The 11,966-nt window shown below is 43.4% G+C and carries 11 protein-coding genes and 1 pseudogene; 6 read left to right on the forward strand and 6 right to left on the reverse strand.

Annotated features, from left to right (window positions below):
• Window positions 1-24 precede the first annotated feature (24 nt).
• On the forward strand, window positions 25-2,223 hold the full coding sequence (locus tag D0T57_RS09340; RefSeq protein ID WP_163273185.1) for a glycoside hydrolase family 3 N-terminal domain-containing protein: 2,199 nt from the start codon (window positions 25-27) through the stop codon (window positions 2,221-2,223).
• Between the two features lie 170 nt (window positions 2,224-2,393).
• Window positions 2,394-3,188, forward strand: coding sequence for a zinc transporter ZupT (gene zupT, locus D0T57_RS09345; RefSeq protein ID WP_163273187.1), 795 nt, complete (start codon window positions 2,394-2,396; stop codon window positions 3,186-3,188).
• A gap of 79 nt (window positions 3,189-3,267) precedes the next feature.
• Here the strand turns inward: zupT and D0T57_RS09350 are convergent, their stop codons facing one another.
• The 4 genes from D0T57_RS09350 to ychF all read right to left on the reverse strand — a co-directional run bounded on the left by D0T57_RS09350 (window position 3,268) and on the right by ychF (window position 6,516).
• The gene (locus D0T57_RS09350; RefSeq protein WP_163273189.1) at window positions 3,268-4,062 is read right to left on the reverse strand and encodes a M48 family metallopeptidase; all 795 of its coding nucleotides are present in this window, start codon (window positions 4,060-4,062) and stop codon (window positions 3,268-3,270) included.
• 33 nt (window positions 4,063-4,095) lie between these two features.
• Window positions 4,096-4,524, reverse strand: coding sequence for a GNAT family N-acetyltransferase (locus D0T57_RS09355; protein WP_163273191.1), 429 nt, complete (start codon window positions 4,522-4,524; stop codon window positions 4,096-4,098).
• A gap of 63 nt (window positions 4,525-4,587) precedes the next feature.
• A complete protein-coding gene (locus D0T57_RS09360; protein WP_163273193.1) occupies window positions 4,588-5,412 on the reverse strand; it encodes an alpha-1,2-fucosyltransferase in 825 nt (274 codons plus the stop codon).
• The gene (ychF, locus tag D0T57_RS09365) at window positions 5,413-6,516 is read right to left on the reverse strand and encodes a redox-regulated ATPase YchF (protein ID WP_163273195.1); all 1,104 of its coding nucleotides are present in this window, start codon (window positions 6,514-6,516) and stop codon (window positions 5,413-5,415) included.
• A 757-nt stretch (window positions 6,517-7,273) separates the two neighbouring features.
• Here ychF and coaA point away from each other — a divergent pair.
• Complete coding sequence (coaA, locus tag D0T57_RS09370; protein WP_163273197.1) at window positions 7,274-8,215, forward strand: type I pantothenate kinase; 942 nt, start codon at window positions 7,274-7,276, stop codon at window positions 8,213-8,215.
• Window positions 8,216-8,265: 50 nt separating this feature from the next.
• Here coaA and D0T57_RS09375 read toward each other — a convergent pair whose 3' ends face one another.
• A complete protein-coding gene (locus D0T57_RS09375; protein ID WP_163273199.1) occupies window positions 8,266-9,339 on the reverse strand; it encodes an aldose epimerase family protein in 1,074 nt (357 codons plus the stop codon).
• 436 nt (window positions 9,340-9,775) lie between these two features.
• Here D0T57_RS09375 and D0T57_RS09380 point away from each other — a divergent pair, with 436 nt between their 5' ends.
• The 3 genes from D0T57_RS09380 to D0T57_RS09390 all read left to right on the forward strand — a co-directional run bounded on the left by D0T57_RS09380 (window position 9,776) and on the right by D0T57_RS09390 (window position 11,185).
• A complete protein-coding gene (locus D0T57_RS09380; RefSeq protein ID WP_163273201.1) occupies window positions 9,776-10,072 on the forward strand; it encodes a GNAT family N-acetyltransferase in 297 nt (98 codons plus the stop codon).
• Between the two features lie 22 nt (window positions 10,073-10,094).
• Complete coding sequence (locus tag D0T57_RS09385) at window positions 10,095-10,319, forward strand: (4Fe-4S)-binding protein (protein ID WP_163273203.1); 225 nt, start codon at window positions 10,095-10,097, stop codon at window positions 10,317-10,319.
• A 161-nt stretch (window positions 10,320-10,480) separates the two neighbouring features.
• The gene (locus D0T57_RS09390) at window positions 10,481-11,185 is read left to right on the forward strand and encodes a hypothetical protein (protein WP_163273205.1); all 705 of its coding nucleotides are present in this window, start codon (window positions 10,481-10,483) and stop codon (window positions 11,183-11,185) included.
• Window positions 11,186-11,240: 55 nt separating this feature from the next.
• Here the strand turns inward: D0T57_RS09390 and D0T57_RS09395 are convergent.
• A pseudogene (locus tag D0T57_RS09395) lies at window positions 11,241-11,870 on the reverse strand (LTA synthase family protein); the annotation flags it as partial.
• Window positions 11,871-11,966: the final 96 nt, after the last annotated feature.

The raw sequence follows: 11,966 nt of genomic DNA on the forward strand, positions 1-11,966 counted from the left end.
CAGTAATTCTTAATTCGATTTTTAATGAAAAGAATATATCTAATGATTTGCCTTGCCTGTGCCTGTACTGCTATGATAGCGCAGGGGAAAAAGGATACCCCCGTTTACAAGGATGCAAACCGCCCGGTGGAAGAAAGGGTAAATGACCTGCTAAAAAGAATGACGCTAGAAGAGAAAGTCATGCAGCTTAACCAATATACGCTGGGGCGGAACGACAATGTGAACAATGTCGGCGAGGCAGTCAAAAACATTCCGGCAGAACTGGGTTCGGTCATATATTTCAGCTACGACCCTAAACTAAGGAACGAAGTACAACGCAAGGCGATGGAAGAATCGCGTCTGGGCATTCCTCTAATATATGGTTACGACGTAATACATGGTTTCCGCACGGTTTACCCAATCCCATTGGCGCAGGCTTGTTCGTGGAATCCTGAGCTTGTGCAGCAGGCGAGTGCCGTAGCAGCACAGGAAGCCAGGATGTCGGGAGTAGACTGGACATTTTCTCCGATGATAGATGTAGCAAGAGACGGACGCTGGGGGCGCGTGGCCGAAGGATATGGGGAAGACCCACACACCAATGCCGTGTTTGCTGTAGCATCGGTCAAAGGATATCAAGGCGACAACATGGCCTCTGACAAAAATGTAGCCGCTTGCTTAAAGCACTTCGTAGGCTATGGAGCTTCGGAAGGAGGACGCGACTATGTGTTCACCGAGATCTCCAGGCAAACGTTGTGGGATACATATATGCAGCCTTATATCGAAGGAGTTAAGGCAGGAGCAGCTACACTGATGAGCTGCTTCAACGACATCAGCGGCACACCGGGAACAGCTAACCCCTACATTCTAAGGGAGGTGCTAAAAGGTAAATGGGGACACGATGGCTTTGTGGTTTCCGACTGGGGAGCTATCGAGCAATTAAGGCCGCAGGGTGTGGCTGCCGATAAGAAAGAGGCGGCACTCAAAGCATTTACCGCTGGCGTAGAAATGGATATGATGAACAATTGCTATAACAAGCATTTGGGAGAATTGGTTTCGGAAGGACTGGTTTCTATGGAGATGTTAGACGATGCAGTAAGGAGAGTACTCAGGGTAAAATTCAGGCTCGGGTTATTCGAAAGGCCATATACGCCGGAATCGACAGAAAAAGAGCGGTTCTATCTGGCTGAAAGCCTTAGAGTTGCTGAGCAGTTGGCAGAAGAATCCATCGTTTTGCTTAAGAACGAAAACAATATATTGCCCTTGCAGGAAGCTAAAGACATTGCCGTTGTAGGCCCTATGGGCGATACCAGATGGCATCTGCTAGGCTCGTGGGCAGCCCACGGCGATTCGGAAAGGATTGTCCCGATAGCAAGCGCCTTGAAAGAAGAGTTTGAAGGAAAAGCATCGGTCACCTTTGCCAAAGGGTGCGACTTCGACGGGGAAGACTCTTCCGGATTTGAAGAAGCTTTACAGGCAGCCCGAAAAGCAGATGTAGTAGTTGTGGCACTCGGTGAGAAGAAAAACTGGAGCGGAGAGAACGCGTCTAGATCGACCATTGCCTTGCCCGACATTCAATTACAATTGCTAAAGGAAATCAGTAAAACAGGAAAGCCGATAGTATTGGTTCTGTCTAGTGGCAGGCCAATAGAACTGGGGAAAGTAGAGGCATCGTGCAAGGCCATCGTGCAAATGTGGCAACCGGGCATTTCGGGTGCAAAACCAATAGCAGGTGTATTATCGGGAAGGGTGAACCCTTCGGGCAAACTGGCTATTACATATCCTTATGCTTCGGGGCAAATACCTATATATTACAACCAGCGCAAAAGTGCCCGCCCACATCAGGGGAAGTATCAGGATATACCCAATACACCATTATACGAGTTTGGCCACGGACTAAGCTACACATCTTTTGAATACGGGAAACTAAAGGCCTCGGCTTCTTCCGTTTCTAAAGATGGAAGGGTTACAGTAGAAGTTCCGGTGACTAATACAGGCGACAGGGATGGATTAGAAACAGTACACTGGTTTATTACCGATCCCGTAGCATCAATTTCCAGGCCAGTCAAGGAACTGAAACACTTCGAGAAAAAGCTTATCAGAAAAGGCGAAACTGTAGTATTCCGATTCGAAATTACACCGATGAAGGATATCGCTTTCCTCAACCATAACGGGGACAAAATCCTGGAAAAAGGTAAGGTCTATATTTCCGTTAAGGATGAGAGAGTTGAACTCGACATTGAGTAACAAAACAATATTGCAAAGAACAATCAAGGCCGAAACTCTGTTCTTAAGAATAAAGCTAAACCGGTTGTCTTAAAACAGCAGCCGGTTTCTTATCGAAAAAGATTTGCCATAAAATCTAAACAGACTATAAACGAATAATCTATCTTTGTATTCTCTTTATAGATAAGGATATGACAGAACACAGCATTCTCTTAGCATTTATTCTTACAGCAGTAGCCGGATTATCTACCGGTATAGGCAGCCTTATTGCTCTGATCGCGAAACAGACGAACACCAACTTCCTTTGCGCATCGCTGGGCTTTTCGGCCGGAATCATGCTGTATGTATCATTCATGGAAATGATACCTCAGGGCAAGGAGGAGTTAGTCCTGGAGTTTGGCGAAAAAATGGGGAGTTTATACCTCATCCTCGCTTTTTTTGCAGGGATCGCCCTTATCAACCTTATCGACTTTGCGATACCTAAATCACTAAACCCGCACGAGATACAAGGCGTGGAGGACATGAATCATAAGAAATCGCTGAAAAGGACAGGGTTGGTAGTCGCGTTATCTATCGCCATACACAACTTTCCCGAAGGTATTGCAACCTTTACTTCTGCCTTGAGTTCGCTCGATGTGGCTATACCTATTACCATAGCTATCGCGATACACAATATACCCGAAGGTATTGCCGTTGCCGTACCTATATATCACGCTACAGGCAGTAAGAAAAAAGCCTTCTGGCTATCTTTCGCTTCGGGCTTGGCCGAACCATTCGGGGCTTTGATTGCCTATCTTTTCCTTTTGCAATTCTGGACTCCTGCCATGAATGGCGTTGTACTGGCTGCCGTATCGGGCATCATGGTATTTATATCATTGGACGAACTGCTGCCTAGTGCCGAGAAATATGGGAAGCACCATATATCAATAATGGGGCTTGTTGCTGGTATGGCATTAATGGCATTCAGCCTGTACCTGTTTGTATAAGGGAATAATCGCTCTGAAAAAGGAACCGGAAGATTTATCAACTAAATCCTCCGGCTCTTATCTTCAAAGCGCGGAACAATTACTTGTTCTCTTTCGCATATTTCTGATCCAGCTTATCAGCTCTCTTTCCGCTTTCGGGGTGCGATGAGAATAGTTGGTTCACCTTGCTACCTGCACCACCTGCTTCGTCTACCAGTTTTTGGATTATACGCAAAGCAGAAGCCATAGCTTTAGGGTCTTTGCCGCATTTCTTCAACAGCTCGTAGCCATAGTCGTCGGCAGCATACTCAGCTTTTTGAGAGAATTGTGCACCAGCCAAAGCTTCACCTAAACTACCTAGTTGAGAGTCGGTAAGAGCTGCCGCTGCTCCGCTTGTTGAAGCAACTGCATCTTTAAGGGCAGAAGTAAGAAGGGCTTTCTTGAAAGCGTCTTTTGAGTCTTTGTTTACAATGTGGCCGATTTCGTGTCCTACAATACCCAGGATTTCCTCATCTGTCATCAGTTCCATCAATCCTGCAAATACACGGATACTACCGTTGGCGCAAGCAAAAGCGTTTTGGTCTACTACGAAGTAAGCTTTGATATCATAGCCTTTTCTTTCGCTTTCGGGTATCATGTTTACGATGTTTTCGAGACGTTTTGCAAACCCGCTTCTTTTCGGTCCTTCGTCGGTTGTGCTACATACCGGATTGTTCTTGTCCATCCAGTCGATATACTCCTGGCAATATTGAGCGATTTCGGCATCGGAAACGGTTAAAGCGCGCGCCGTTTTAGTAGCTGCGTCAAGGTGTTTCTTGCTGATTTTTCCGAATTGTGCATTTGCTGTATAAGTACACGATGTAATTAAAGCTAATGCGATAAGTAGTTTTTTCATAAATGCTTGTTTTGGTTAATAAAGTACGTATAGTTAGCGTTTTTCTAAATGTAATATAGGATAGCCTTTTCCTTCTCCATCGTATTCGGAGCGGCCTACTTCAGCAAACCCAAGGTGATAGTAAAAGTCCAGGGCTTGCTTGTTTTGTTCGTTTACATCCACGCAGCGAGCATTCAGCTCGTTAATAGCATAATCGAGTAATATCTTGCCGATACCAGCCCCCCTGCTCGTGTTGTCTACAAAAAGCATCTCGATACTATCGCCGTCTACTCCCAGAAAACCTTTTATCTCCCCGCTTTCATTTTTATACATAAATAGCGAAACATGCTGGAAGTAAATTGGAATATGAGACTTATAAAATTGAAAATCTTCTTCTGACAGGAAATGATGGGTAGCCTTCACTGCGCTTTCCCACACATCTATCAATACCGGATAATCTTTTTTAGTAGCTGGATAAATCATTAAGAATGTATTTTATTATTGCTTTTTATAAATTGCTTTTTATAAATTGCTTTTTATAATATATTAGTTTAAGGCAAAATCGTTTCCGTTCTCAAATTTATTAAATGAAACGATTCGGGAAAAATCCGGAAGCATTATTTTTTCATTTTCCGTCATTAAATATTTTACCGGGACTTTCCCAATAAACGAAGCCCATTCGGAATATGTACTCGGAGCACCTATAATATAGTTACACCGGGAAAGTGCATAAAGGTCTTTTTCGCCCGTAGTATCCACAATTGTAAAACAGTCGAGATCGCTGAAATTGCCGGGGTTTATCTTCTCGTTAGAGCATAACAAGAACCTGGCTTTCTTTCCTATCCGTGCCAGCTCGTGCTCCATTTCTTTCATTGCCCTGCGATATACTTCGTCTGTATAATAGTACTTCCCCGAAAGCCATTCCCGGTAATCGCCCCGGCGGATGTGTATCCCCACCAAAATGGTATCATCCCCGCCCGGAAGCAATTGGCTGTCTACAGCAGAAGTTATATCTTCGCCAAAGCGGAAAATTTCGCGAATATTATCTGCCTGCCTTTGCACCATTTGCTGATTGCCCAGTATATTAGGCCACCCTTCTATAAAGTTCAGTCCGAAAAGCCTCATAAAGATATTCGGCTTTCCGTTTTGGATATACCCCCTTACCTTAAATGAGTGGATAATCTTCCTTAAAAACTTTCGGGATGCGAATTTTACATAACGGTTCTTATTCAAATCGTCGAAGTAGCGGATATATTCGTCGAAGTTGATGAGCAATACCTTTTCGCTACTCTCCAACCCATAAGCAATAGAGGGCACTACAGACCATATCCTGTTGCACAACTGCCCGGGTATATCGTAATTGATTACCATTTATACATTGAACCTGAAGTGCATTATATCACCATCCTGCACAATATATTCTTTGCCTTCCACATTCATTTTCCCGGCTTCTTTCACGGCAGCTTCAGAGCCTAGTGTAAGAAAATCGGTCAACTTGATTACTTCGGCACGGATAAAGCCTTTTTCGAAATCGGTATGTATTACTCCCGCACATTGAGGGGCTTTCCATCCTGCATTGAATGTCCATGCTCGTACCTCTTGCACACCGGCAGTAAAATATGTTTGTAATCCCAGAAGCTTGTATGCAGCCTTGATAAGACGGGCTACCCCCGATTCTTCCAAACCGATTTCCGATAGGAACATCTGACGCTCTTCGTAAGACTCAAATTCGGCTATCTCCGATTCTATTTTGGCGGCAACAATCAAAATGTCTGCATCCTCGTCCTTTATTGCTTCGCGTACTTGTTCTACGTATTTGTTGCCCGAAACTGCGCTGGCTTCGTCTACATTGCATACATAAAGCACAGGCTTGTAGGTAAGAAGGTAAAGCTCTTTGGCTAGCTTCTCGTCTTCTTTGTTGTCGAATGCTACAGTGCGGGCTGATTTCCCCTGCTCCAATGCTTCTTTGAACTGCAACAAGATGTCGTACATACGCTTGGCATCTTTGTCGCCTCCTGTTTTGGCTTGCTTTTCTACCTTCTGTATGCGAGCCTGTATGGTTTCCAGGTCTTTGAGCTGGAGCTCTATATCAATAATCTCTTTGTCGCGCACAGGGTTTACGCTTCCGTCTACGTGTGTGATATTATCATCATCGAAACAACGGAGTACGTGCAATATGGCATCAGTTTCGCGTATATTGGCAAGGAATTTATTTCCCAGACCTTCGCCTTTGCTTGCCCCTTTCACCAGTCCGGCTATATCTACGATCTCCACTGTTGTAGGTACTATACGGTTAGGCTTTACCAATTCTGCCAACTGGTTCAAGCGTTCGTCCGGTACGGTTATCACGCCCACATTGGGTTCTATTGTGCAGAAAGGGAAATTAGCCGACTGAGCTTTCGCATTCGAAAGACAGTTGAAAAGAGTAGATTTGCCAACGTTGGGAAGCCCAACTATACCACATTGTAATGCCATTATTAAGTTTATTCAGTTGTTCTATATTAATTTGCCTGCAAAGATAGATATTCTTTTTTTATTATACGACATAGAGGCCAATATGCCAGGGCAAACGCATGAAATTTATCCAAACTCAATTCTGAGCTTTGTAGGGGCGAATTATCATTCGCCCGCAGATTTTCCCTATTCCGGGCGAATGATAATTCGCCCCTACAGTAGTCAAAACTGGAATATCATTTTTTCATGCGTTTGCCTTGGCCAATATGCAAATGCTCCAATGGTCTTTTACTATGGAAACATTAAAATCCTATATTCAAAAAGTAACACATGTAACATCTTTTCATTACTTTTTTATTGTTACCTTTTCCCTCTCTTGTCGTGGCTTGTGGCTCTCTCTCCCTTTGGAGAGAGCGGGGAGAGAGGTGGCAAAAAGTAACACATGTAACACCTTTTATTACTTTTCCATTGTTACCTTTTCTTTAGACANAGACACGAGTAAACAAGATACGAGATACAAGTTCATATTTTATCAGCACCCAACTCGTTAACTCGTCTACTGGTATCTTGTATCCCTAAAAAGTAACACTTGTAACACATTTTTATTACTTTCTCATTGTTACTTTTTCCATCCCTTGCCATGGCTTCGCCCATTCCCCACTTCGGGGGGAACAAAGGGGGGCCTATATAGATAAACTTATCGAGAAAAATTGCCACAAAATTTAGACAGACTCTTACAACTTATTTTTACCTTTACAGCCTCACTAAACCAAAACAGATGGAAACATTGCCTTCCGGCCCATACATGGCTTTTTCGCGCAAACAGTGGGCTGCCCTCCGCGATTCGGAACCAATGACTCTGACCTACGACGAGTTGCTACAACTACAAGGGATAGACCATGAATTGTCGATCGACGAAGTAGAAGATATATACCTGCCATTGTCGCGCCTGCTGAGCTATTATGTAAATGCACGGACAAGCCGCCAGTCGGTGTTGATGAAGTTTTTGAAACAAGAGGCTCAGAAGATTCCTTTTATAATAGGTATCGCAGGCAGCGTTTCGGTAGGAAAAAGTACAACGGCGCGCGTACTGCAAGCCCTGCTCAGCCGGTGGGAAGAGAACACAAGGGTGGCTCTGGTCACTACCGACGGCTTTCTTTATCCGAATAAGACTCTGGAAGAAAAAGGCTTAATGCTAAAAAAAGGCTTCCCCCAATCGTACGATATAAAATGCCTGCTACAGTTTGTGACCGATGTAAAATCGGGGAAAGAACTGTTGAAAGTGCCTAAATATTCACACCTTATCTATGATATTATCCCCGATGAATACCAGATTATCGACCAGCCGGATGTGATTATACTGGAAGGCCTCAACGTTTTGCAAAGCGGCATGGACTATCCATCGGAAAAACCCCGGCGGTTTGTTTCCGACTATGTAGACTTCTCAATCTATGTGGATGCCGACGAAGCCAAACTCGAAGAATGGTACATCTCGCGCTTTATGAAATTCAGGAAAGGTGCATTTGCCAACCCGCAATCGTACTTCCACAGCTTTGCCCAGCTGGCAGAAAAGAACGCCATAAACACGGCAAAAACAATATGGAGGGAGATAAACCGCAAAAACCTCAGGAAGAATATATTGCCTACCCGCGAACGGGCAAGCCTCATCCTTCACAAAGGGGATAACCATGCAGTGGATTATGTAAGGCTGAGAAAATAGAAGCCCCTCGCCAGAAAACGAAGGGCTTGATACTTTTCAGCCTGATTTTGCTATTTCGCAGAAAACTCGTGAACGGTCTGGCTCTTAAACACCTCGCCCGGCCTCAAAATAACGCTCGGATATTCCGGTTTATTTATGCTGTCGGGAAAATGCTGTGTCTCGAAACAAACTGCTGCACGTGCAGGGTAGCGATGCCCGTGCTTTCCTTCGAAGTTGCCGGTCATCCAGTTGCCGGTATATATTTGCACACCCGGTTCGGTAGTAAGTATATTCATTTGTATTCCCGTCTTCGGTGAGTAGCATTCTACAGCCAGAGCCAATTCGCCGTCTTTCTTGTCGAGAACCATCGTATGGTCATACCCTTTCCCGAAATGTAGTTGTTCGAAGTCTTCTTCTATCCTCTCGCCGATAGTATGCGGTGTAGTGAAGTCGAAAGGAGTCCCCTTCACAGCTTCGGGCTTGCCATATGGTATTGCTGTATCGTCGGTAGGGAGATAGTTGGATGCGTGCATCACCAATACATGATCGTTGATAGCAGGGTCGCCTTCCCCCGAAAGATTGAAATAAGAGTGGTTTGTCAGGTTGATAATGGTAGCTTTGTCTGTTGTGGCTTCGTATGTAATATCGAAAGCATTGTTGTCGGTCAGCTTATATATCATTTTCACGTTCAGGTTGCCGGGAAAACCCTCTTCGCCATCCTTTGCCAGATATGTAAGTTCCAATGTTTGCCCGTCTGTTTGCTTTGCATCCCAAACTACAGCATTGAAACCTTTGATACCGCCATGCAGGTTGTTTGGCCCATTGTTTATTGCCAATTTGTAAGTAACTCCGTCGAGTGTAAATTCTCCCTTTGCAATGCGGTTTCCTGTACGTCCGCATACTGCGCCGAAATACGGCTCTTCCGAATTGAGGTATTCAGCGAGGTTGTTGTGCCCAAGCACTACATCGGTCAGCTTGCCGTTTTTGTCGGGCACAGACAGCGATACTATCTTTGCTCCGTAATTGAGAACTGTAGCTTCTGCCCCGTTCTTGTTGGTTAGCACATACAGTTCTACAGGTTTTCCGTCTACTGTACCTGCGAAATTTGCGGGCGTCAGCCCCGACTTGGTTAGATTAGTTTGCATGATATTATATTTTCGATTTTTAAATTAAGTGCCAGTTCCCAATAGTGTTGCTCCAACCCTTAGAGCCTGATTAAATTGTTCTTAGCAACTTTTTTATGCTCTTTTTAGCGTATTTTCCACATTTTACTCTCGGTTTAGCCCGCTAAACCAGCGAGCAAAACACGTAAAATCCATCTAAAATTGAAAATCGACGAAGCGAAGGCGAGTCAAACAGCTATAAAAAAGATTTGCTATAAAATTTAAACAGACTCTTATTTTGTTACCCAAATATACAATAAATATTGCGACCGGAAGCTATCTGCAAAAAGAATTATGTTGTGGTTTTATCAGGCAAACTACGGAGCAGGCATATTTGCAAAAAAGAAGATACTTTAAACAAAACCCAACCCGATGATGTTAATAACACAAAGACAGACACATAAAACCTAAGATAAAAATGGAAGACTTTGAATTGATAGACAATACGGACGAAAACAGGTACGAGTTTCGCGTAAACAAGCACATTGCAAAAATCGAGTATATCAAAACCAACAACGGAGAAATATATTTGACCCATACCGAAGTGCCAACAGCCCTCGAAGGACAAGGTATCGGTAGCCAGCTGGTAGAAAAAGTGCTTGCGGATGTAGACAGGAAAGGTCTGCGCCTGATTCCTCTTTGCCCCTTTGTGGCAGGATATATAAAGAAGCACCCCGACTGGAAACGCATTGTGATGAGAGGTGTCAATATCTAAAACTCTAAAAAACCAAACAATTATGGAAACGAAGAAAGAATACAGTAATGGCGAGGTGGTAGTAATATGGAAACCGGAGCTATGCCAACATGCAGGCATCTGTGTGAAAACATTGCCAAAAGTATATAATACAAAAGAACGGCCGTGGATAAAGCCGGAAAATGCAACAGCAGACGAACTTATTGCCCAGATAAATAAATGCCCTTCGGGAGCATTGAGCTATAGGCTGGAAAAAGAGAGCAAATAGTCAGGCAAGACTTATGCGGTAACAGGCAAAGAGTTATACCCCCAGATCATAAATTAGGCTTTGCATAAAAAAAAAGTAGATAAGATTTTCTTTATAAGGATAAAACAGCTATTTTTGTCGCTGCTAAATTGATAATAAAAATATCTAAATAAACGAGAACAATGTCTTCTAAAAAGAAACAAGCTGAATTGCAAGAAGAAAAAGACTGGGAAAAAATCGACGCTGCAGTACGTGATTCCGAGCATTTTATTGAAAAATATCAAAAGGAACTGCTAATCGGTATAGGTGTTGTAGTTTTGATAGTATGCGGATACCTGGCTTACAAAAACTTCGTAGTTATCCCTAAAAACGAAGAGGCTCAGGTAGCACTTTTCAGGGGCGAGCAATATTTCCGCAACGGACAAGACTCTTTGGCTATCAATGGTGATGGCCGTGGATATATAGGTTTCGAAAACATCATAGACGAATACGGCTCGACCAAAGCCGGCAACCTTGCTAAATTATACGCAGGTATCAGCTATGCCAATCTTGGAAATTACGAAAAGGCTCTGTCTTATCTGAAAGATTATAGCGGCGACGATAAAATCCTTTCCCAAATGGTAAATGGTGCTATCGGCGACTGCCTCGACAATACAGGAAAATCGGAAGACGCTATCTCTTATTACCTGAAAGCTGCAAAAGTTTTGGATAATGCGGTTCAAAGCCCGATCTATTACAAAAAAGCAGGATTGATATACAGAGTTCAAGGCAAGCACGACAAGGTTGTAGAAATGTTTTCGATAATCAAAGACCGCTATATGAATTCGACAATAGCAATGGAAGCCGACAAATACATAGAAGAAGCTAAATTGCTGGGAGCCAAATAAAATACGACTATAGATAAAAAGGGTAGTGCGATGTTAGTTCATTGCACTATTTTTTTTACCTGTTAGCCAAATCAATATACATAGTCTGGAAGTAAGCCTTAGCCATTCTTTCCAGACCCGGATTCCCAGCTTTAAGTATAACGTCCTCCTTGTCGTTATCATAGATAACCGTTCCCGTAGAATCCATCATACAAAATCCATTTACATATGAATAGAATGCAAATTTACTGCCCTGAGGATTCAACATATCCTTACTGAAAAGAAAATCACCGGATTGCATTCTTAATTGAGAAAGCAAAGTTGCGCTCAAATCGTTTTGCGATCCATAACTACCTACTACCAATGGCTGCTTCACCGCTCCCCCTATCCATAACATAGGTATATGAAACCGTTGGGGCTCATTATTGGCTACCCCTACAGGATAAGACTGCATAGCATGGTCGGCAAGAAGGATAAGCAACGTATTGTCCCACAGACCTGTATCTTTCAGTTCGTTGACAAACTCGCCGAGACAGTTATCCGTATAGTTTACAGCATTAAGATATGGCTCTGTAAATCTCCTTACAGGTACATCAAACGGCTCATGGCTGCTGAGGGTAAGTATCAGTTTGAAAAATGGTTCATCCGCCTTATTTGCCACCAAGTCTGAATACACCCTGTCGAACAACAATCTGTCGGGCACTCTAAGTACATGACAAAAATATCATAGGGTTCATATTTTCTTTAAAATCCAGTTTATCTAACCACTGAAAAATATAATCAAGTCCATATTTGAAATAAC

The sequence above is a fragment of the Dysgonomonas sp. 511 genome (genome assembly GCF_010501105.1).
In the GTDB taxonomy this organism is placed as follows: domain Bacteria; phylum Bacteroidota; class Bacteroidia; order Bacteroidales; family Dysgonomonadaceae; genus Dysgonomonas.

Coding starts and splice junctions, on each gene's coding strand:
- D0T57_RS09340 (WP_163273185.1), top strand. CDS start 25: ATGAAAAGAATATATCTAATGATTTGCCTTGCCTGTGCCTGTACTGCT.
- zupT (WP_163273187.1), top strand. CDS start 2,394: ATGACAGAACACAGCATTCTCTTAGCATTTATTCTTACAGCAGTAGCC.
- D0T57_RS09350 (WP_163273189.1), bottom strand. CDS start 4,062: ATGAAAAAACTACTTATCGCATTAGCTTTAATTACATCGTGTACTTAT.
- D0T57_RS09355 (WP_163273191.1), bottom strand. CDS start 4,524: ATGATTTATCCAGCTACTAAAAAAGATTATCCGGTATTGATAGATGTG.
- D0T57_RS09360 (WP_163273193.1), bottom strand. CDS start 5,412: ATGGTAATCAATTACGATATACCCGGGCAGTTGTGCAACAGGATATGG.
- ychF (WP_163273195.1), bottom strand. CDS start 6,516: ATGGCATTACAATGTGGTATAGTTGGGCTTCCCAACGTTGGCAAATCT.
- coaA (WP_163273197.1), top strand. CDS start 7,274: ATGGAAACATTGCCTTCCGGCCCATACATGGCTTTTTCGCGCAAACAG.
- D0T57_RS09375 (WP_163273199.1), bottom strand. CDS start 9,339: ATGCAAACTAATCTAACCAAGTCGGGGCTGACGCCCGCAAATTTCGCA.
- D0T57_RS09380 (WP_163273201.1), top strand. CDS start 9,776: ATGGAAGACTTTGAATTGATAGACAATACGGACGAAAACAGGTACGAG.
- D0T57_RS09385 (WP_163273203.1), top strand. CDS start 10,095: ATGGAAACGAAGAAAGAATACAGTAATGGCGAGGTGGTAGTAATATGG.
- D0T57_RS09390 (WP_163273205.1), top strand. CDS start 10,481: ATGTCTTCTAAAAAGAAACAAGCTGAATTGCAAGAAGAAAAAGACTGG.